The organism is Georgenia sp. M64, from assembly GCF_038049925.1.
GTDB lineage: Bacteria > Actinomycetota > Actinomycetes > Actinomycetales > Actinomycetaceae > Georgenia.
In genome coordinates, this window is record NZ_CP145809.1 from 518996 (window position 1) to 539831 (window position 20836).

A 20836-nucleotide genomic window follows, 5' to 3' on the forward strand; every position below is an offset into this window, starting at 1 on the left:
GAAAGGCGGCGGACAGGAACTGAGGGTTGGCCCCCGAAGGTCAGATGGGCGTGGCGGTGGGAGAGCCCATTGGTCACGGGCCAGCGCCGGCCCCGTCGTGGCCGGCCGCCTACGACCCCGGCAGCGCGGGCAGCCGCGGGCGGTCGAGCCACGCGGTGAGGACGGCGTCAACGCGCTCGGCCAGTGCGGGGCCACCCGCCAGCTCCGCCCGATGGGCCGCCAGTGAGCGGAACTGTCCGATGGTGACGGTGCCGTACCGGTGCCGTCCGGTCCAGGTCCGCAGAAGCTCGAAGAACGCCTCGTCACCGAGCGTCCGGCGGAGCGCGTGCAGGGTCAGCGCGCCCCGCTTGTAGATGAGGTCGTCGAAGATCCGCTCGGGCCCGGGATCGGAGACGACGAGGTCCTGGGCGGCGCCGTCCAGCCGCCGGTGCCACGTCCGTGCGAGGGTGTCGGCGCTGTCGCCACCCGAGTGCTCGGACCACAGCCACTCGGCGTACGAGGCGAAGCCCTCGTTCAGCCAGATGTGCCGCCAGGAGTCCACGGTGAGGGAGTTCCCGAACCACTGGTGCGCGAGCTCGTGCGGGACCAGGCGTGCGCCGTCGTCGTCGCTCAGGTGGTTGGAGCCGAAGACCGACATCCCCTGCGCCTCGACCGGGATCTCGAGCGGGTCGGCGGTCACGACGACCGAGTACTCAGCGAACGGATAGGGCCCGAAGACCTCCGTGAAGTAGGTCATGAGCTCGCGGTGGCGCGCTAGCAGCCGCTGCGCGGCCGCGCGGTGGGCCACGGGCACGACCACCCGCTGCGGGACCGGGTGCTCACCCAGCGCGACGCTCTCGTAGTGCCCGACCTGGACGGTGGCAAGGTACGTGGCGGTCGGATGGCGCTCCTCGTAGACCCACGTGGTCGCCGAGGACCGCTCCTTGCGCGCGACCAGCTCCCCATGAGCCAGGACGAAGAAGGGCCGGTCCACCGTCAGCGCGGTCCGATAGGTGGACTTGTCGCCGGGCCGGTCGTTGCACGGGAACCACGACGGCGCCCCGGTCGGCTGGCTCGCGACGAGCACGCCCTCCTCCAGCTCCTCCCAGCCCACCGGCCCCCACGGGCTGCGCACGGGGACCGGCCGACCGCCGTAGCGCACGGAGATCTCGAGCAGCGCGCCGTCGCCGACCTCCTCCGCGAACCGCAGGACCAGCTTGTCGCCGCGGTGGCGGTAGCGCGTGAGCACGGCGCCACGCACCGCGACCTTCTCCACCGTCAGCCCCGCGAGGTCGAGAGCGATCTCGCGCACCTCCTCGCGTGTGCGCACGGTCAGCGTGGCGACGCCGGCGAGCACGTTGGGCACCACCCGGTAGGTCAGGTCCAGGTCGTAGTGCTCGACGTGGATGCTCCGGCTCCCGTGCGCGGGCTCGTACCGGTCGGTCTCCTCGTCGCCCGCGCTCACCGGCGGCTCCTCTCGTCGTCGGCACTGTCGTGGGTGGAACGTGGCCGGCCGGCCCTGTCGTCGGCACCTGACCGGTGACCGACCTTGCGGTCGCCACCAGCACGGAGGCCGGCTCCGTCGTCGTGGCGGGTTCCGTGCACGTCGGTGCGCCAGGGCGCGATCGGGTTGCCCACCCAGCGCGTGGCCGGGGGCACACGCTCGCCCCGCAGGACCAGCGACGCCGGTCCTACCGTGGCACCGTCCTCCAGGGCCGCGGCGGGGAGGATGACCCCGTGCGGGCCGAGGGTGGCCCCGTCAGCGAGGGTGACGGTGTCCAGGGCCATCACCCGGTCGTGGAAGAGGTGGGTCTGGACCACGCAGCCCGGCCCGACGGCGGCGCCGTCCCCCAGGTGGACGAGGTCGGCCTCGGGCAGCCAGTAGGTCTGGCACCAGACGCCGCGTCCGATCCGCGCTCCCATCGCGCGCAGCCACCACACCAGCGCGACGGTGCCGGCGACCGCGTCGGCGAAGAACGGGGCGGCGAGGACCTCGGTGAAGGTGTCCGCGAGCTCGCCGCGCCAGACGAACGAGCTCCACAGCGGGTGCTCCCCGGCACGCACCCGTCCCACCACGAGCCACTTCACCGCCACGGTCACCAGTGCGGCGACGGCTCCGGCGGCGAGGAGCACCAGGCCCCCCAGGGCGGCGGCGAGGCCCCAGCCGCCCGCGAGCACGAGCGCCTGGAGGAGCGCGGCGGTGCCCAGCGCGAGGAGGCCGAGCGCGACGACGGCGCCGAGCCGCATGATCTCGACCGCACCGCGCAGCCGCCTCAGCCGTGCGGGTGGGGAGTAGGTCCGCTCGCCGTCGTCGAGGGTCGCGGCCCGGGGAAGGAGGACCGGCGGGCTGCCGAGGTAGCTCGAGCCGGACCGCACCTTGTCCGGCGTCGCCGAGAGGACGGCCACGAGGCCGTTCTTCGGCACGGTCCGTCCCGGCGCCGTCATGCCGGAGTTGCCGAGAAAGGCCCGCCGGCCCACCTTCGCCCGGGCCACGCGCAGCCAGCCGCCGCCCAGCTCGTAGGCGGCGACCATGGTGTCGTCGGCGAGGAACGCCCCCGACTTCACCCGCATCATGCTGGGGATCCCGATGACGGTGGAGATTTCGGTGTCCCGGCCGACCTCCGCCCCGAGCAGCCGCAGCCAGGCGGGCGTGAGGACCGAGGAGTACAGCGGGAACAGCACGGTGCGGGCAGAGTCCATGAGCCGCTCGGTGCACCACGCCCGCCACGCCTGGGTCGAGCGGACCGGGTGGTACCCCTCCCGCAGCCCCCGGCCCAGCACCCGTACCACGGCGACGACGAGGCCCGCGTACACCGCGAACGCCACCAGCGCCGCCCCCGCCCCGGCCAGGAGGGCCGGCCCGAGCGCGGCGCCCGCGGTCGGTGCGTCGCGGACCGCCAGGCCCACCAGCACGAGCCCGACGGCGACGGCGAGCGGCCCCAGCGCCGCGATGCCCGCGCCGGACAGGGCGTAGACGAGGGGCCAGCGGCGCGGCTCGGGCGGCCGCTCGGCCGGCCACGGGTGGCGCGCGCGGCGCACCCGCGTGGCGGGCGAGCCCGACCAGTACTCGTCCTCCCCGGTGGCGCCGTGCAGGGCCGAGCCGGCGGCGAGGTCGGTGCCCGCCCCCACCCGCGCACCCGGGTAGAGCACGCTGCGGGCCCCCACCGTCGCGCGGGCACCGATGCTCACGTGCCCGACGTGGACGACGTCCCCGTCGACCCAGTGCCCGGAGAGGTCGACCTCGGGCTCCACGGCGCAGCGCCCGCCCAGCGTGAGCATCCCGGTGACCGGCGGGACGGCGTGGAGGGTGACCCCGCGACCCATGCGCACGCCGAGCGCCCGCGCGTACAGCCCCACCCACGGCGCGCTCGCCGGGGTGACGGCGCCGAAGCCCTCGGCGAGCCGCTCGGCCGCCCAGATCCGCAGGTGCACGCCCCCGCCGCGGGGGTAGGTCCCCGGCCGCACGCCGCGCAGGAGGAGGCGGGCGCCGAGGGCGCTGACCCCCATGCGTCCGAGCGGGCTCACCGTCAGGACCCAGCCGGCCACGACCCACCACCAGGACACCGGCGCCGCCCACGGCACGGCCCACGCGGCGACGAGGAGGTTGTTCAGCGCCGCGAGGGCCGTCAGCCAGCGCAGCGCGACGAGGGTGCGCAGCGGCACCAGGGCGAGGAGCTGGATGATCTGCGCGCGTCGCGGGACCGGGACGGGGACCGCGGGCGGCGCGTGCTCGACGGCCGCGGCGGGCCAGCGGGCGTCGAGGTGGTCGGCCAGGTCGCCCAGCAGCGGGTGGTCGTAGACCTCGGCGACCGTCATCTCCGGGTAGCGCCGTCGCAGCGCCGAGACGAGCTGGGCGGCGGTGAGCGAGCTGCCCCCGCGGGCGAAGAAGTCCTCGTCCTCGTCGGCGGGTCGGACCCCGATGACCTCCGCCCAACGCCCGGCCACCCAGCCGGCGGTCCCCCTCAGCGGGGACGGCGCCTCGGCGTCGCCCCCGGGGAGCGGCCACGGCAGCGCGTCGCGGTCGACCTTGCCGGACGTCCGTGTCGGGATGGAGTCGACGACGGCGAGCAGCGGGATCATCGCTGCCGGCAGGGTCTCGCGGAGGTGGGCCAGCAGCTCCGCCGGTTCCGGCGCGGGCAGGTCCTTCTCGGCGACGACGTACCCGACGAGGACGGCCACCCCCGACGGCGTGCGGCGCACCGCGCCGGCGGCCGCACCGACCCCCGGCAGGGCGAGCAGCGCGGCGTCCAGCTCGCCCAGCTCGATGCGGCGGCCGTTGACCTTGACCTGGTCGTCGGCCCGGCCGACGAACACCAGTCCCTCGGGGTCGAGCCGGACGAGGTCCCCGCTGCGGTAGGCCCGCTCCCACCCGAGCGAGGCCATGGGGGCGAACCGGGCGGCGTCGAGGGCAGGGTCGAGGTACCGGGCCAGCCCCACGCCGCCGATGACCAGCTCGCCGGTGCCGCCGGGCGGGACGTGCTCGCCGTCGCCGTCGACCACCGCGAGGTCCCAGCCGTCCAGCGGTGTGCCGATCCGCACGGGGGTGCCGGGAGTGAGCGGAGCGGCGCACGCCACCACCGTGGCCTCGGTCGGGCCGTAGGTGTTCCACAGCTCGCGGCCCGGCCGCCAGAGCCGCTCCGCCAGCTCCGGCGGCACCGCCTCGCCGCCGAAGATGAGCAGCCGCACCGCCTCGAGGGAGTCCTCGGGCCACAGACCCGCGAGGGTCGGCACGGTGGAGACGACGGTGATCTCCCGCTCGACCAGCCACGGTCCGAGCTCGGTGCCCGTGCGCACGAGCGCGCGGGGCGCGGGGACGAGGGTTGCCCCGTGGCGCCACGCGAGCCACATCTCCTCGCACGAGGCGTCGAACGCGACGGACAGGCCCGCCAGCACACGGTCCCCGGGGCCCAGCGGCTCGTCCTGGAGGAAGAGCCGGGCCTCGGCGTCGACGAAGGCGGCGGCGCTGCGGTGCGTGACCGCCACACCCTTGGGCGTGCCGGTGGACCCGGAGGTGAAGATCACCCAGGCGTCGTCGTCGGGTGAGGGGGCGGGCGGGACGTGCCGGCCGGGTGCGACCGGGGCGGGCGCGCCGCCGAGCCGGGTGACCTGGACGTCGTCACCGACCACCGCGACGACGGCCGCCTCGGTGAGCACCAGGTCGGCGCGCTCGTCGGGGTCGTCGGCGTCGACCGGGACGTACGCGGCGCCGGCGTGCATGACGGCCAGGATCGACAGGTACAGCCCGACCGTGCCGGACGTCGCGCGCACCCCGACCCGGTCGCCGGGCCGGACCCCGGCGGCGACGAGCCGCTCGGCCCGCACGGCGACGGCGTCAGCGAGGGCGGCGTAGGTGAGCTCCTCGTCGCCGTCGTCGATCGCGACGACGGTCGGGTGGCGCCGGACGGTCGCGGCGAAGACGTCCACCAGGGTGCGCTCCCGCGGCGCCCGCGACCCCGCGCGGAGGTCGGGCACCGCGGGGGCGCTGGGGGTGCTCACGGCCGGGTCCGTCCTCCAGGTCGCTCGTGGTCCGCCGCGCGGGCGGGTGGACCCGCCCGTGCGGGCGGGTGGACCCGCCCGTGCGGGCGGGTGGACCCGCCGCGCGGGGGAGGCCGGGCCGTCGGCATCGTCTCACGCGGCGGTGACGGAAGCTCCGGGACGCCCGGCAGCCGGGCGGGCGTGCGCGGGCCGGGCCGCGCGCGGTTGCGGAGCCGTGCCGGGCCCCGCAGGCTCGCCACATGGAGAGCGCGGGGAGCACGGGGAGTATGGGGAGCACCGAGGGAACCGAGGGCACGGGGACCGAGAGCGCGTACGACGTCGTCGTGATCGGCGGCGGGTCCACGGGCGAGAACGTGGCCGACCACGCTCACCGTGGCGGACTGAGCGTGGCCCTGGTCGAGTCCCACCTCGTCGGCGGGGAGTGCTCCTACTACGCGTGCATGCCGTCCAAGGCGCTGCTGCGACCGGCTCAGGCCCTCGAGGCCGCACGTCGCGTGGCCGGCGCGGCGGACGCCGTCGGTGAGGTCGACGCCCCTGCGGTGCTCGAGCGCCGGACGAGCTTCACCCACGGCTGGGACGACGCCTCCCAGGTGCGGTGGGCCGACGGCGCGGGGATCGACGTCGTCCGGGGACGGGGCCGGCTCGACGGCGAGCGGCGCGTCGTCGTCACGGGCCCCGACGGCGAACGTGTCCTGACCGCCCGGCACGCCGTCGTCGTGGCCACCGGCTCCGCGCCCGTCCTCCCGCCCGTCGACGGCCTGGCGGGCACCCGGTCCTGGACCACGCGCGAGGCCACGAGCGCGATGGCGGTGCCGCGCCGCCTCGTGGTCGTCGGCGCCGGCGTCGCCGGGACCGAGCTCGCCCAGGCCTTCGCGCGGCTGGGCTCGGCGGTGACGCTCCTGGCCCGCTCCCGGGTGCTGAGCGCGCTGCCGGCCGGCGCGGGGGACGCGGTCGCCGAGGCCCTGGTCCGCGACGGCATCGACGTGCGCACGGGTGCCGCGGTCACCTCCGTGGACCGACCGGCCGGCCCCGACGGCGAGGTGACCGTCCGACTCGAGGGTGGCGGCGAGGTCGTCGCCGACGAGGTCCTCGTCGCGGCCGGGCGCCGCCCCCGTACCGGCGACCTCGGGCTGGCGACCGTCGGCCTGGACCTGGACGACGGCGCCCCGCTCGAGGTCGACGACAGCGGCCGGGTCGGGGCGGTGGCGGGCGGGTGGCTCTACGCCGCGGGCGACGTCACCGGCCGGGCGCCGCTGACCCACCAGGGCAAGTACGCGGCCAGGGCCGTCGGCGTCGCCGTCGCCGCCCGTGCCGCCGGGACACTCGGCGACGACGTCGAGCCGTGGTCCGCCGCCGCGGCGACCGCCGACCACCGCGCCGTCCCCCAGGTGGTCTTCACCGACCCGGGCGTCGCGCACGTCGGCCTCGACGCCGACGCCGCGCGCGAGGCCGGGTTCACGGTGCGCACGGTCGAGGAGGACCTCGGTTCGGTCGCCGGCGCGTCCCTCCACGCCGACGGCTACACCGGCTGGGCCCGGCTCGTCGTCGACGCCGAGCGTGACGTCGTCCTCGGAGCGACGTTCGTCGGCCAGGACGTCGCCGAGCTGCTCCACGCGGCCACGATCGCCGTCGTGGGGGAGGTGCCGCTGTCCCGGCTCCGGCACGCGGTCCCGGCGTACCCCACGATGAGTGAGATCTGGCTGCGGCTGCTGGACCACTGAGGTCCGGGGGACCGGGGAGGAATCGGCGGTTCGGGTCGGTTCCGACGGCTGTCGGCCGCCGGAGCTGCCCCGTCGGTTGCCCCGGGGTAAACCGGGACCCGCCGGGCTGGACCGCGTCCGCGCCGGCCCGGCCGGGGCACCTAACCCAGCATCTCGGCGACGAGGTCGACGTACTGCAGGAGGTGGCGGTCGCTGAGATAGGCCTGACGCACCCGCGCGTGCGCGGTCTCGCCCAGCTGCCGGGCGAGGGCCGGCTCGGCGAGGAGCCGCCCGACGTGGGTCATGAGCTCGGCGAGGTCCCGCGGGTCGGCCACGAGCAGGCCGTTCTCGCCGTCGGTGATCTGGTCCTGGATGCCCCCGACCGCGGTCGCCACGACCGGCTTGCCCTTCCACAGCGCCTCGGCCACGGTGAGGCCGAAGCCCTCGGCGAGGCTCTTCTGGACGACGACGGTGGCGTAGCGCTGGACGGCGTTGACGACGGCGGCGCTCGCGGCCGTGTCGGGCAGGCAGGCCACGTGCACGCGGGCCCGGACGCCGGCCTCGAGCCCGGCCCACATCTGCAGGCACCGCTCGAGCACCTCCTCGCCCTCGGTGTCCTCCGGTCCGACGTCGGCGCCGGCGAGGAGGAGGTGGACGTCCTCCGGCAGCTCCTCGCACGCCTCGTCGAAGGCGATGAGCAGCCCGGTCATGTCCTTGAGGCGGTTCCAGCGCGAGAGCTGGAGCACCACCCGGGCCTCGGTCGGCACCGGACCGCCGGCCCGCACGACCGAGCCCGGACCGCCGGCCCGCACGACCGAGCCCGGACCGTCGGCCCGCGCGCCGGACCCGGGCCCGTCGAGGCCTGTGCTGCCACCGGCACCGGCACCGGCACCGGCACCGGTGAGGATGCCGACCCCGCGCAGGAGCTCACGCGCCTCGGCGTCCTCCAGCGGGCGGTTCTTCGCGGACAGCGGGTCCACGGACGGGGCGATGACGCGGACGGTGACGGCGTCGAGGAAGCCGGGCCGGTAGTCCGCGCGGCTGAACACCGACCGCTCGGCGTGGGCCAGCGACGGCTCGAGGAAAGCCCACCCGGCGTCGGAGACCTCGCCCGCCACGTCGCTGCCGATGTGGCAGCGCCACACCACGTGCGCCCCGCGCGCGGCCAGGCCCGGCGCCAGCCCCGCGGTACCGGGGTCGTGCAGGACGACGACGTCACCGGGGGCGACCTGGCTCCGGATCTCCTCGAGGTTCGCCGCCAGGACCCGGTCGTACATCGCCATCTCGTCGCGGCCGAGGGGCCCGCCGTCGCCCCGGTCGCCGTGGAGGGCGTGGTGGAGGCGGGCGGTGACGAGGCGGAAGTCGGCGTCGCCGTCGACGACGAGCCAGCGCACGTCCACGCCCGCCCCGGCCACGTAGGGCAGGAGGCTGCGCAGCAGCTCACCCACCCCGCCGACCTCGGTGGCCGAGACGTTCCACACCCGCCGGTCGGCGAGGAGCCCGCGGGCGCGGGCGGCCCCTGCCTCGAGCCGGCGGGCGGAGACCTCGTCCAGCGCGGCGACGAGGGTGGCGAGAGGGGTGGCGGCGACGTCGACGGTCCTCATGCCCCGATCAAACTCCGATCGCCCCGGACGCGCGGGGGAACGGACGGAGGAAGCGGGCGCTCACCAACGGCTCGCGACGTCCTCCGCCCAACCGACGAGGCCGTCGACCCGGCGCCGCTCACCGGCGTCGTCGACCACCCAGCCGGTCCAGGTGCCGAAGCTCTGGTACGTGGTGGTGGACAGCACGCCGAGCTTGGTCGTGGCCGAGCGGACGTGGAAGGGCCGGAGCTGCACCTGGACCCGGTCGCCGGTGACGAACCAGGTCGCGCCCCGGTCGGCCGCGTCGTAGGCCCACGAGAGGTCCTCGTTGATGCGGTGGACCCGCCCGTCCAGGACGATGGCGTTCTCGGTGGTGCCGGTCCTGTCCGTCCAACGGCCACCGAGCTGCAGGCCCGTGGTCACGCCGTCGACGAGGCCCGACCCGACGGCGGAGATCCACTCCACGGAGTACGGCCACCGGCCGCGCCCGTAGCCCGCCACCGCCCAGCTCGGGTCGTCACGCTCGACGGTGATCTCCCGCTCGTCCAGCCACATCCGACCCCGCACCGGCAGCGCGACCTGGCGCAGGCTGTACTGGAAGAGCCGGTCGCTCCACGGCACGACGACGCCGAGCGACTCGCGCTCGCGGACCTCCTCGACGACCAGGTCCAGGCGCAGCCGCGGCGCCACGGCGCGCAGCCGCATCCCCTCGGCCACCGGGTCGAACGCCACGGCGAAGGACCCGCTCTGCCCGCGGGCCGGACCGCCGCCGTAGCGGCTGGGCAGGCGCACGTCCCTGGCCAGCGGCACGGTGGCGGTCGAGCCGAGCTGGACGCCGGTGGCCCGGTCGAGGACCCAGACCTCGTGCAGCGCCGCGTAGTTCAGGCTCGAGAGCTGCAGGACGACGCAGTGCTCGGGGGTCTGGACGCTCCAGGAGTCCCACCGCTTGGTCCGCGCCCACGTGGCGGCCCGGCCGAGCGGGTCCCCGGTGCGCAGGTTGGCCCGGTGCAGCGGCGTGCGGGTCCAGCCCACCGCAGCGGGGTTGAGGGCCCCGGAGGGAAGGCAGAGGTCCACCTCGTGGGTGATCTCGGCCACCACCGCACCATCGTCGCGCACCGCCACCCCGCCCGCCCGGCGGACACGCACGAGGGCGGCCAGGACGCGCGGGTACCCTGACCCCGCACCCGACCCGAGCGGAGGAACCATGACTGGCGTGGTCGAGCCGGACACCGTCGCCCACGCGGCCGCCACCCCCGAGGTCCGGCTGCCGTACCGCGAGCTCGGGCTCAAGGACGACGAGTACGAGGAGATCGTCGGCCTGCTCGGCCGGCGCCCCACCGCCGCCGAGCTGGCGATGTACTCGGTCATGTGGTCCGAGCACAGCTCCTACAAGTCGTCCAAGATCCACCTGCGCCAGTTCGGGGAGAAGACCGACGACGCGATGCGCGAGCACCTCCTCGTCGGCATGGGCGAGAACGCCGGCGTCGTGGACATCGGCCAGGGCTGGGCGGTGACCTTCAAGGTCGAGTCGCACAACCACCCCAGCTTCGTCGAGCCGTACCAGGGCGCCGCGACCGGCGTCGGCGGGATCGTCCGCGACATCATCTCGATGGGCGCCCGGCCCGTGGCGGTCATGGACCAGCTCCGGTTCGGCGCGATCGACCACCCCGACACCGCCCGCGTCGTCCACGGCGTCGTCTCCGGCGTCGGCGGCTACGGCAACTGCCTGGGCCTGCCCAACATCGGCGGCGAGGTGGACTTCGACCCCTCCTACCAGGGCAACCCGCTCGTCAACGCCCTGTGCCTGGGCGTGCTGCGCCACGAGGACATCCACCTCGCCAACGCCTCCGGGACGGGCAACAAGGTCGTCCTCTTCGGCGCCCGGACCGGCGGCGACGGCATCGGCGGCGCGTCCATCCTCGCCAGCGAGACCTTCGTGGACGGGATGCCCACCAAGCGGCCGAGCGTCCAGGTGGGCGACCCCTTCATGGAGAAGGTCCTCATCGAGTGCTGCCTCGAGCTCTTCGCGGCGGGCGTCGTCGAGGGCATCCAGGACCTGGGGGCGGCGGGGATCTCCTGCGCCACGTCCGAGCTGGCCTCCAACGGCGACGGCGGCATGCACGTCGACCTGGAGAACGTCCTCCTGCGCGACCCCACGCTCACCGCGGGGGAGATCCTCATGAGCGAGTCCCAGGAACGCATGATGGCGGTCGTCGCTCCGGAGAAGCTCGAGGCGTTCCTCGAGATCACCGGCCGGTGGGACGTCGAGAGCGCCGTCATCGGCGAGGTCACCGGGACCGGCCGCCTCACCATCGACCACCACGGCCACCGCATCGTCGACGTCGACCCGCGCACCGTCGCGCACGACGCGCCGGTCTACGACCGGCCCTACGCGCGCCCCGCCTGGCAGGACGACCTCAACGCCGACTCCGCCCGCCACCTGCCGCGCCCGCGCAGCGGGGCGGAGCTGCGCGAGCAGGTGCTCGCGCTCGTGGCCTCGCCGAACCTCGCCTCCAAGGCGTGGGTGACCGACCAGTACGACCGGTACGTCCAGGGCAACACCGCGCTCGCCCAGCCCGACGACGCCGGCGTCGTGCGTGTGGTGGAGGAGACCAACCTCGGGGTGGCGCTCTCCACCGACGCCAACGGCCGGTTCACCAAGCTCGACCCGTACACCGGCGCCCAGCAGGCGCTCGCCGAGGCCTACCGCAACGTCGCGACCGTCGGCGCGAGGCCGCTGGCCGTGACCGACTGCCTCAACTTCGGCTCCCCCGAGGACCCGGACGCGATGTGGCAGCTGGTCCAGGCGGTCACCGGCCTGGCCGACGCCTGCAGGACGCTGGGCGTGCCGGTCACCGGCGGCAACGTCTCCCTCTACAACGGCACCGGCGAGCCGGGCCGGATCGACTCCTCCATCAACCCCACCCCGGTCGTCGGGGTGCTCGGGGTCATGGCGGACGTCACCCGCGCCACGCCCTCCGGGTGGACCGAGGCCGGGCTCGCCCTGTACCTGCTGGGCGCCACGGCCGAGGAGCTCGACGGCTCGGCGTGGGCCGACGTCGTCCACCACCACCTGGGCGGGCTGCCGCCCGCGGTGGACCTCGAGGCCGAGCGTGCGCTCGCCGAGGTCCTGCTCGGCGCCGCCGGTGGCCTCGCCCGGGCCGCGCACGACCTGTCCACCGGCGGGCTGGCCCAGGCCCTCGTCGACGGCGTGCTGCGCTACGGCGTCGGCGCGACGGTCGACCTCGATGCGGTGGTGACGCGCGACGCCGTCGACCTCACCACGCTGATGTTCGCCGAGACCGGTGCGCGGGCGCTCGTCGCCGTCGACCCCGGCCGCGCCGGGGAGCTCGAGTCCCTCGCCGCCGCGCACGGGGTCCCCGTCGCCCGGGTCGGCTCCACGGGCGGTGCCCGGCTCGACACGGGGGCCTTCTCCCTCACGATCGAGGAGCTCTCCGCCGCCTCGTCGGCGACCCTGCCGCGCCACTTCGGCTGACCCCACGCCGCGACGCGGGCCCGACCGGCGCGCCCGCGCCACCTCGACGAACGGACGACGAACGATGCAGGACGATCTCCAGGAGGTCTACGACCAGGTCCTCCACCGCAACCACGGCGAGGCCGAGTTCCACCAGGCCGTCCGCGAGGTCCTCGAGACCCTCGGCCCGGTGCTCGCGCGGCACCCGGAGTACCGGGACCACGCCATCCTCAGCCGGATCGTGGAGCCCGAGCGGCAGCTGATGTTCCGCGTGCCGTGGGTCGACGACGCCGGCCGGGTCCAGGTCAACCGCGGGTTCCGCGTGCAGTTCAGCTCGGCGCTCGGCCCGTACAAGGGCGGGCTGCGCTTCCACCCGAGCGTCAACCTCGGCATCGTGAAGTTCCTCGGCTTCGAGCAGATCTTCAAGAACGCGCTCACGGGGCAGGGGATCGGTGGCGGCAAGGGCGGCTCGGACTTCGACCCCCACGGGCGCAGCGACGGCGAGATCATGCGCTTCTGCCAGTCGTACATGACGGAGCTGTACCGCCACCTGGGCGAGCACACCGACGTCCCGGCCGGTGACATCGGTGTGGGCGGCCGGGAGATCGGCTACCTCTACGGCCAGTACAAGCGGCTGACCAACCGGTTCGAGAGCGGTGTGCTCACCGGCAAGGGCATCGGCTGGGGCGGCTCGCGGGCACGGACCGAGGCCACCGGCTACGGCGTCGTCATCTTCGCCGACCGGATGCTCGCCACCACCGGGCGGTCCATGGAGGGGCAGCGGGTGATCGTGTCCGGCTCGGGCAACGTGGCGATCTACGCCATCGCCAAGGCCCAGGAGCTCGGCGCCACGCCGGTGACGTTCTCCGACTCCAGCGGCTACGTCGTCGACGAGGACGGGGTGGACCTCCAGCTGCTCCGCGAGGTCAAGGAGGTCGAGCGGGGGCGGGTCGCGGACTACGTCGAGCGGCGCCCGTCGGCCCGGCTCGTGCGCGGCGGACGGGTCTGGGACGTGCCCGGCACGGTCGCCCTGCCCTGCGCCACCCAGAACGAGCTCGACCGGCACGGCGCGGAGACCCTCGTGCGCAACGGGGTCACGGTGGTCGCCGAGGGCGCGAACATGCCCTCCACCCCCGACGCCGTCGAGGTCTTCCAGACCTCCGACGTGCTGTTCGGGCCCGGCAAGGCGGCCAACGCCGGCGGTGTCGCGACGTCGGCGCTGGAGATGGCGCAGAACGCGTCGCGGCACGCCCGCAGCTTCGCCGAGGTCGCCTCGATGCTCGAGACGATCATGGACCGCATCCACGACACCTGCGCCTCGACCGCGGAGGAGTTCGGCTCCCCGGGCGACTACGTGCTCGGCGCCAACATCGCGGGCTTCCGCAGGGTCGCCGACGCGATGGTCGACCAGGGCGTCATCTGAGGTGGACCTCGAGATCGCCGTCCAGGACGTCGCGGGCGCGCAGACGGCCGCGGCGGGCGGCGCCGACCGGGTCGAGCTGTGCCAGGCCCTCTCCCTCGGCGGGCTCACGCCGTCGGCGGGCGCCATCGAGGCCGCGGCCGACCTCGGCGTCGCCGTGCACGTGCTCGTCCGGCCCCGCCCGGGAGGGTTCGTCTGCTCCGCCGTCGAGGTCTCGGGCATGGTGCGCGACGTCGAGGCGGCGATCGACGCCGGGGCCGCGGGCGTGGTCGTGGGGGCCCTGACCGCGGACGGCGCTGCACTGGACCGCCACGCCCTCAAGGCCCTCGTCCGGGCGGCCGAGGGTCGCGACGTCACCGTGCACCGGTGCGTCGACGTCCTCCTCGCCCGGGGGTCCGACCCGGCGGCCCTCGTCGACCAGCTCGCCGGCCTCGGGGTGCGCCGCGTGCTCACCTCCGGCGGTGCGCCGCGCGCGCTGGCGGGGGCGGGCGTGCTCGAGGCGATGACGGCGGCGGGCGGCGTCCAGGTCGTCGCCGGTGGCGGGGTCCACCCGGGCGACGTCGCCGCGCTCGCCGCCACGGGGGTGGCCGGCGTGCACCTCTCCGCCCGGGTGCGGGTGGCGGACGCCGGTCCCGCGGGCCCCGGCGGGGGCGACGACGGCTACGACGTGACCGACGCGGGGCTCGTCGCAGCGGCACGGGCCGCGGTCGACGCCGTCGCAGTCGCCGGCTGAGACGGGCTCACCGGGCGGGCTGCTCGCGCGGTCCGCGCCGGCGCCGCAGCGCGTCGAGGAGCGCCACCGTCAGTGCGACGGCGAACAGCGCGAGCGTGACCCGCAGGCTGACGCTCAGCGCCGGACCGTGCCCGCGCGCGGGACCCCCGGCCAGCGAGGAGAAGAAGACCGCCCCGATCCCGGCGACCCCGACCGAGGCGCCGATCCGCTGGGTGGTCTGGAGCAGGCCCCCGGCGGTGCCGCCGCCGGCGACGGGCACGTCGGCGAGCGTGAGCGCCTGGTTCGGTGAGATGACCGCGCCGTTGCCGAGGCCGGCGAGGGCGAACCACACCGCCATCCACACGGCGGCGGCCGGGCCGTCCAGCCGCGCGGCCGTGAGGTCGACCCCGAGCACCCCGCCGGACATGACGACGATGCCCGTCACGACCGTCCAACGGCCCCACCGCTGGACGAGCCGGCCGCTGACCGCGGCGGAGACGGCCCCGACGAGGGCGAACGGCGTCTGCACGAGGCCCGCCTGCAGGGGGCTCAGCCCCAGGCCGTTCTGCAGGTAGAGGGTGCCGACGAGGAAGATCGCGGTGAACCCGGCGAAGTAGGCGGTGCCGACGACGGCGCCGAAGGCGAACGAGGGCGTGCGCACCAGCGAGGAGGGGATGACCGGCGTGCGGCCGGCGCGCTCGACGCGGCGCTCCCAGGCGACGAGGGCCACGACCGAGGCCGCCGCGACGCCCAGGAGCCACCAGTGCGACCGCCCGCCCTCGGCGGCGTTGACGAAGGGCAGCAGCACGCACAGGACGCTCACGGCGACCAGTGCCAGACCGACGACGTCGAGGTCGAGCCGGGCGCCCGGCGCTCCCGTCGTCACCTGCCGGTCGGCGGTCGGCGGGCCCCCGGACGACGGGACCAGGGACGACGGGGCCAGGGACGCCCGGTCCGTCCGCGGCAGGTAGCGCAGGGCGAGCGGGATGAGCACGGCCCCGAGTGGGACGTTGACGAGGAAGACGGCGCGCCAGCCCTGGTCCTCGCCGAAGACGGCGAGGAGCAGCCCGCCCAGGAGGGGGCCGACGGCGGTGGAGACACCGATCGTCGCGCCGAACAGGCCGAACGCCCGGCCCCGCTCCGGGCCGGTGAAGAGCTGCTGGATGAGCCCGACGACCTGGGGGTTGAGCACGCCCGCGGCGAGGCCCTGCACGAGCCGCATCACCGCGAGCATCTCCGGCGTCGTCGCGAGGCCGCACGCGGCGGAGGCCACGACGAAGCCCGTCAGGCCCGCCACGAACACCGTCCGCCGTCCTCGCACGTCCCCGAGCCGGCCGGCGGGCACCAGGACGAGGCCGAACGCCAGGGTGTAGCCCGCGACGATCCACTGCAGGTCCGACGGGCCCGCGCCGAGCGAGGCCTCGATCGAGGGGAGGGCCACGTTGACGATGGAGACGTCGAGGAGCGTCATGAACCCCGCGCCGAGGCAGACGGCGAAGGCGCGCCACCGGTCGGTCACCTCGTCGCTCGGCACCCCCGAGGTCTAGCAGGACCGGGCCGGACGCGCGCGCAGGGCGGGCACCACGTGCCCTCCTCGTCGGGCGCAGGGGCCCCCGGTCCGAGGCCCGGACCACGCAGGGGCGACGCGGGGGATAACAGGCGGTTACGGCCGTATAACGATCCGGTCACCCCCGTTCAGGGGACTCCCGCTGTGTGTCCCGGACCACTATCGTCCGGAGCGTTTGCGTCCCCTTTTTCAGAGGTTCGAGGTCACGAATGTCACGTTCCAGAGCGCACTACCGTGCGTCAGTCCTCACACGCCCGGCGGCAGCGCTGGGCGTCGTCTCGTTGGCGGCCCTGGGACTGACCGTCCCCGCCACCGCCGACGTCACCGACCCCGGTGGAGCCGGGGTGAGCACCGGCGACATCGTCACCGACCCGGCCACGGAGCCTGCGACGGACCCGGTGACCGAACCGGCCACGGAGCCGTCCACCGAGCCGGCCACGGAGCCCGCCACCGAGCCGGCCACGGAGCCCGCCACCGAGCCGGCCACGGAGCCGGCCACGGAGCCCGCCACCGAGCCGGCCACGGAGCCCGCCACCGAGCCGGCTGCCACCGCGGAGGAGGCCGGACCGAGCACGGCCACGGTCGACGGCGACGTCGTGACCCTCGACATCCTCGGCATCACGGACTTCCACGGCGCGCTCGAGCAGGCACCCCGGATGGCGCAGGTCATCAACGAGATCCGCACGGCGAACCCGGACACCGTCTTCGTCTCCGCAGGTGACTCGATCGGCGGGTCCACCTACGAGTCGGCGATCCAGGAGGACGTCCCCACCATCGACGTCCTCAACGCGATGGGTCTGGAGACCTCCGCCGTCGGCAACCACGAGTTCGACAAGGGCTACGCAGACCTCGCCGGGCGCGTCGAGCCGCTCGCCGGCTGGGACTACCTCGGGGCCAACGTCGGCGGCGAGACCCCGGACATGCCCGCCACCTACGTGTGGACCTCGCCCGCCGGCGTCACGGTCGGCTTCGTCGGGACGGTCACCACCGACACCCCGACGATCGTCGCCCCGGACGGCATCGCCGGCCTGACCTTCGCCGACGAGGCCGCGACCACCAACGACTACGCGGCCCAGCTCTCCGACGGCGTCGACGGCAACGGCGAGGCCGACATCGTCGTCGCCCTCGCGCACACCGGCGCCACGGACGCCTTCCTCGGTGCTCTCTCCGCCGACGTCGACGCCGTCTTCACCGGCCACACCCACGTCGAGGTCAACGCCGCGACCACCATCCCGGTGATCCAGGGCGGCTCCTCGGGTGACTTCCTCTCCCGCATGACCCTCACCTACAACACGGCCGCCGGTGAGGTCACCGGCGCGACCGGCACGAACATCGCCATCGACGCCGCCGCCCCCGGCGACGCCGATGTCCAGGCGATCGTCGACGCGGCGCTCGCCGAGGCGGCCGTCCTGGGCCAGGAGGTCGTGGGCACCCTCGACGGGCCGCTCAACCACGGCTCGAACACCGGCGAGGTCGACGGCTCCAACCGCGGCACCGAGTCGCCCCTGGGCAACTTCCTCGGCGGGGTGGCCCTGTGGACGGCGGAGCAGGTGGGCCTCGCCCCCGATCTCGGCATCATCAACCCCGGCGGGATCCGCGCCGCGCTCGACGGCAACGCAGACGGCTCGGTCACCTACGCCGAGGCCTTCACCACCCAGCCGTTCGGCAACACCATCGGCACGATCGACCTCACCGGTGCGCAGGTCGCGCTCATGCTCGAGCAGCAGTTCCAGGACGGGTCCTCCCGCCCGGTCCTGCGCCTGGGCCTGTCCGACAACGTCGACTACGTCTACGACCCCGAGGCCCCGGAGGGCTCGCGCATCCTCGAGGTCACGATCGACGGCGCGCCGCTCGACCCCGCCGCGACCTACCGGGTCGCGTCGAACACCTTCCTCCTCGGCGGTCAGGACGGCTTCACCGTCTTCGACTCCGGGACGAACCTCATCGACACCGGCGTCATCGACCTCCAGGGCCTCATCGACTACCTCGAGGTCACGGGCACCGTCGAGGTCGACTACTCCCAGCGCTCCGTCGGCGTCACCGTGGGCGAGGTCGTCCCCGGCCGGTTCGCCGACATCGAGCTCTCCTCCCTGGCGTTCACCACGAACGAGCCCAAGCCCTCGACCGTCGAGGTGAGCATCGGCGGGGAGACGTTCACCGCCCCCGTCGACACGACGATCGTGCCCAGCCGCGACGAGACCGGCCGCGCCACCGTGACTGTCGCCGTCCCGGCCGACGCCCCGCTCGGCGGCGAGGTGGCCTTCACCGCGCTCACCGACGACGGCACCGCGCTGACCTGGGCGCTGCCCGTCGTCGAGGCGGTCCCCGCCCCGGCCACGGTCGACGTCCTGTCGATCAACGACTTCCACGGCCGCATCGAGGCCGACCGGCAGTCCGCCGGCGCCGCCGTGCTCGCCTGCGCGGTCGACTCCTTCCGTGCGGAGAACCCGAACACCCTGTTCGTCTCCGCCGGCGACAACATCGGCGCGTCGACCTTCGTCTCCGCCGTGGCGAACGACCAGCCCACCCTCGACGTGCTGAACGCCATGGGCCTGGACGTCTCCACCTTCGGCAACCACGAGTTCGACAAGGGCCGCGCCGACGTCGACGGCCGGGTCATCCCGGCCTCGGACTTCCCGTACGTCTCGGCGAACATCTACGAGAACGGCGAGCGGGTCTACGACGCGTACCACGTCGAGACCGTCGGCGGCGTCCGCGTCGGCTTCATCGGCGCCATCACCCAGGACATGCCGTCCCTCGTCTCGCCGACCGGCATCGAGGGCCTCGAGTTCCGGGACATGTCCACCGAGGTCAACGCCGTCGCCGCCGAGCTCACCGACGGCGACGCCGGCAACGGCGAGGCCGACGTCATCGTCGTCCTCGTCCACGACGGGGCCCCCAGCACGGACCTCGCCAGCGCCTCCGGCACCCCGTACGGCGACCTCGTCGAGAACGCCGACGACTCGATCACGGCCATCGTCTCCGGCCACACCCACCAGCCGTACGCCGTGAACGTGGACGGAACCTGGGTCACCCAGGCCGCCCAGTACGGCGAGCAGCTGGGCCACCTCAGCTTCGTCTACGACTTCGCCACGGGTGAGGTCGTCGCGACGGCGGAGCTCGTCGACCTGGTCGACGCCGACGGCGTGCCGTTCTGCGAGGGTGACGCCGACATCCAGGCGATCGTCGACGCGGCGGTCGCCGAGGCAGAGGTCCTCGGAGCGGTCCCGATCGGGGAGATCACGGCCGACTTCAACCGCGCCCAGCAGTCCGACGGCACGGAGAACCGCGGTGGCGAGTCCACGGTGGGCAACTTCATCGCCGACGTCCAGCTCTGGGCGGCGCAGCGCACGGCACCGGACGCGGAGATCGCGTTCATGAACCCGGGCGGCATCCGCGACGACCTCACCTACGCCGGCGAGGAGGGTTCGGACACCAACACCGACGGTGTGGTGACGTACGAGGAGGCGGCGGTCATGCAGCCGTTCGCCAACACCCTCGTGGTCAAGGACCTCACCGGTGCGCAGATCGTCGAGGCGCTCGAGCAGCAGTGGCAGCCGGACGGCGCCTCGCGCCCGTTCCTCAAGCTCGGCGTCTCCGCGGGCCTGTTCTACACCTACGACCCCGAGGCGCCCGAGGGCGAGCGGATCACCGAGGTGTGGCTGAACGGCGAGCCGATCGACCTGGCCGCGAGCTACAGCGTGGTGATGAACTCCTTCCTCGCCGGCGGCGGTGACAACTTCACCGTCTTCGCCGAGGGCACCAACGCCGCGGACACCGGGCAGATCGACCTCACCGCGATGGTCGACTTCTTCGCCGCTCAGGACGGCCCGGTCTCGCCCGACTACGCCCAGCGCGCCGTCGGCGTCGTGGAGAACACCGACACCTCGACGATAGAGACCGGCCAGGAGATGAGCATCGACCTCAGCTCGCTGCTGTTCTCCACCAACGAGCCGAAGCCCACCGAGCTGGTGGTCTACCTCGACGACACCGAGCTGGGCCGGTTCCCGATCGACCCGGCCATCGTCGACACCACCGACGAGGTGGGTCGCGCGAGCGCCGTCCTCACCATCCCGGACCTGTCCGGGTACGCCGACGGCGACATCGCCACCCTGGCCTTCGTGGCCGGCGAGACCGTCATCGCGTGGGAGTACGTCATCGAGGGCGTCGGCGGCGTGGTCGTCGACGGGCCCGACGACGACGGTGCTGCCGGCGACAAGGACGGCGACAAGGTCGGTCCCGGCGGGGCGCTGCCGCGGACCGGTGCGGACACGTCCGGCCTCGCGCTCGGTGCGGCCGCGCTCGTCCTGCTCGGCGGGCTCACCCTCGCCGTGACCCGGCGTCGTGGACTGGTCACCAGCGCCTGACGGTCTGAACGCCCCGCAGCCCCGTCCACCGACCCGGTGGGCGGGGCCGCGGTGCGCCGGCGCACGCGTGAGCGGACGGCCCGCACGCGGCCCCGGCACGCACTACCGTGGCAGGGTGCGCCGCCGGATCGACCCCGTGGAGGGGATGGCCGCCGTGCACCGCTGGGCCGGCGGCGACGCCCCCGCCCCGGTGGTGCGCACGGCGGTGCGTTTCGCGCTCGAGGAGCTCGCCGCGAGCTCACCGGGCAACAGCGTCGAGGTCCGGGTGCCCCCGGCCGGCGCAGTCCAGGCGATCGCCGGCCCGCGTCACACCCGCGGTACGCCGCCGAACGTCGTCGAGACGGATCCGCAGACCTGGCTCGAGCTCGCCACGGGCGCGCTGAGCTGGACGCGGGCGGTGGCCGAGGGGCGCGTGAGCGCGTCGGGCACACGCGCCGACCTCGGCCCCGTCCTGCCGCTGCTGCGGGTCTGACGGCGAGTCGGTCCCGGCCGCGGAGGACCGCCGCGGGCCTCCGGGGCGGCCGGGAGACCCGCGCG

Annotated in this window: 11 protein-coding genes; 6 read left to right on the top strand and 5 right to left on the bottom strand. The window is 74.8% G+C overall.

Annotated elements, in window-relative coordinates:
• Positions 1-109: 109 nt before the first annotated feature.
• Together AAEM63_RS02330 and AAEM63_RS02335 are read right to left on the bottom strand one after the other, a co-directional pair.
• Positions 110-1444 (bottom strand): M1 family metallopeptidase, encoded by a 1335-nt coding sequence (locus AAEM63_RS02330; RefSeq protein WP_341360107.1) that lies wholly within the window; start codon positions 1442-1444, stop codon positions 110-112.
• Positions 1441-5475, bottom strand: coding sequence for a Pls/PosA family non-ribosomal peptide synthetase (locus AAEM63_RS02335; protein WP_341360108.1), 4035 nt, complete (start codon positions 5473-5475; stop codon positions 1441-1443). Before AAEM63_RS02335 ends, AAEM63_RS02330 begins: the two co-directional genes overlap by 4 nt.
• Positions 5476-5741: 266 nt before the next feature.
• On the opposite strand from AAEM63_RS02335, the gene AAEM63_RS02340 reads away from it, so the two are divergent.
• A complete protein-coding gene (locus AAEM63_RS02340; RefSeq protein WP_341360109.1) occupies positions 5742-7196 on the top strand; it encodes an NAD(P)/FAD-dependent oxidoreductase in 1455 nt (484 codons plus the stop codon).
• A 140-nt stretch (positions 7197-7336) separates the two neighbouring features.
• On the opposite strand, the gene AAEM63_RS02345 is transcribed toward AAEM63_RS02340, so the two are convergent.
• Positions 7337-8779: a glycosyltransferase gene (locus AAEM63_RS02345; protein ID WP_341360110.1), complete on the bottom strand. Its 1443-nt coding sequence runs from the start codon at positions 8777-8779 to the stop codon at positions 7337-7339.
• Positions 8780-8839: 60 nt separating this feature from the next.
• Entirely contained in the window at positions 8840-9853 is a 1014-nt protein-coding gene (locus AAEM63_RS02350; RefSeq protein WP_341360111.1) for a DUF2804 domain-containing protein, read from the bottom strand.
• A gap of 109 nt (positions 9854-9962) precedes the next feature.
• On the opposite strand from AAEM63_RS02350, the gene purL reads away from it, so the two are divergent.
• The 3 genes from purL (at position 9963) to AAEM63_RS02365 (ending at position 14386) form a co-directional block, all read left to right on the top strand.
• A complete protein-coding gene (gene purL / locus AAEM63_RS02355; RefSeq protein WP_341360112.1) occupies positions 9963-12254 on the top strand; it encodes a phosphoribosylformylglycinamidine synthase subunit PurL in 2292 nt (763 codons plus the stop codon).
• Positions 12255-12318: 64 nt separating this feature from the next.
• On the top strand, positions 12319-13656 hold the full coding sequence (gdhA, locus tag AAEM63_RS02360) for an NADP-specific glutamate dehydrogenase (RefSeq protein WP_341360113.1): 1338 nt from the start codon (positions 12319-12321) through the stop codon (positions 13654-13656).
• Position 13657: 1 nt separating this feature from the next.
• The gene (locus AAEM63_RS02365) at positions 13658-14386 is read left to right on the top strand and encodes a copper homeostasis protein CutC (protein ID WP_341360114.1); all 729 of its coding nucleotides are present in this window, start codon (positions 13658-13660) and stop codon (positions 14384-14386) included.
• 7 nt (positions 14387-14393) lie between these two features.
• On the opposite strand, the gene AAEM63_RS02370 is transcribed toward AAEM63_RS02365, so the two are convergent.
• Positions 14394-15899 carry an MFS transporter gene (locus tag AAEM63_RS02370; protein ID WP_341360115.1) on the bottom strand — a complete coding sequence of 502 codons (1506 nt, stop codon included), beginning with the start codon at positions 15897-15899 and terminating at the stop codon, positions 14394-14396.
• Between the two features lie 242 nt (positions 15900-16141).
• Between AAEM63_RS02370 and AAEM63_RS02375 the strand changes: the two genes are divergently transcribed.
• Positions 16142-20299 carry a 5'-nucleotidase C-terminal domain-containing protein gene (locus AAEM63_RS02375; protein ID WP_341360116.1) on the top strand — a complete coding sequence of 1386 codons (4158 nt, stop codon included), beginning with the start codon at positions 16142-16144 and terminating at the stop codon, positions 20297-20299.
• 145 nt (positions 20300-20444) lie between these two features.
• Positions 20445-20771 carry a sterol carrier family protein gene (locus AAEM63_RS02380; protein ID WP_341361286.1) on the top strand — a complete coding sequence of 109 codons (327 nt, stop codon included), beginning with the start codon at positions 20445-20447 and terminating at the stop codon, positions 20769-20771.
• The last annotated feature ends 65 nt before the right edge of the window (positions 20772-20836 follow it).

Excerpts from the sequence above, each read along its gene's own strand:
- AAEM63_RS02345 (WP_341360110.1), bottom strand. The coding sequence starts at position 8,779 with ATGAGGACCGTCGACGTCGCCGCCACCCCTCTCGCCACCCTCGTCGCC.
- gdhA (WP_341360113.1), top strand. The coding sequence starts at position 12,319 with ATGCAGGACGATCTCCAGGAGGTCTACGACCAGGTCCTCCACCGCAAC.
- AAEM63_RS02380 (WP_341361286.1), top strand. The coding sequence starts at position 20,445 with ATGGCCGCCGTGCACCGCTGGGCCGGCGGCGACGCCCCCGCCCCGGTG.
- AAEM63_RS02375 (WP_341360116.1), top strand. The coding sequence starts at position 16,142 with ATGTCACGTTCCAGAGCGCACTACCGTGCGTCAGTCCTCACACGCCCG.
- purL (WP_341360112.1), top strand. The coding sequence starts at position 9,963 with ATGACTGGCGTGGTCGAGCCGGACACCGTCGCCCACGCGGCCGCCACC.
- AAEM63_RS02340 (WP_341360109.1), top strand. The coding sequence starts at position 5,742 with ATGGGGAGCACCGAGGGAACCGAGGGCACGGGGACCGAGAGCGCGTAC.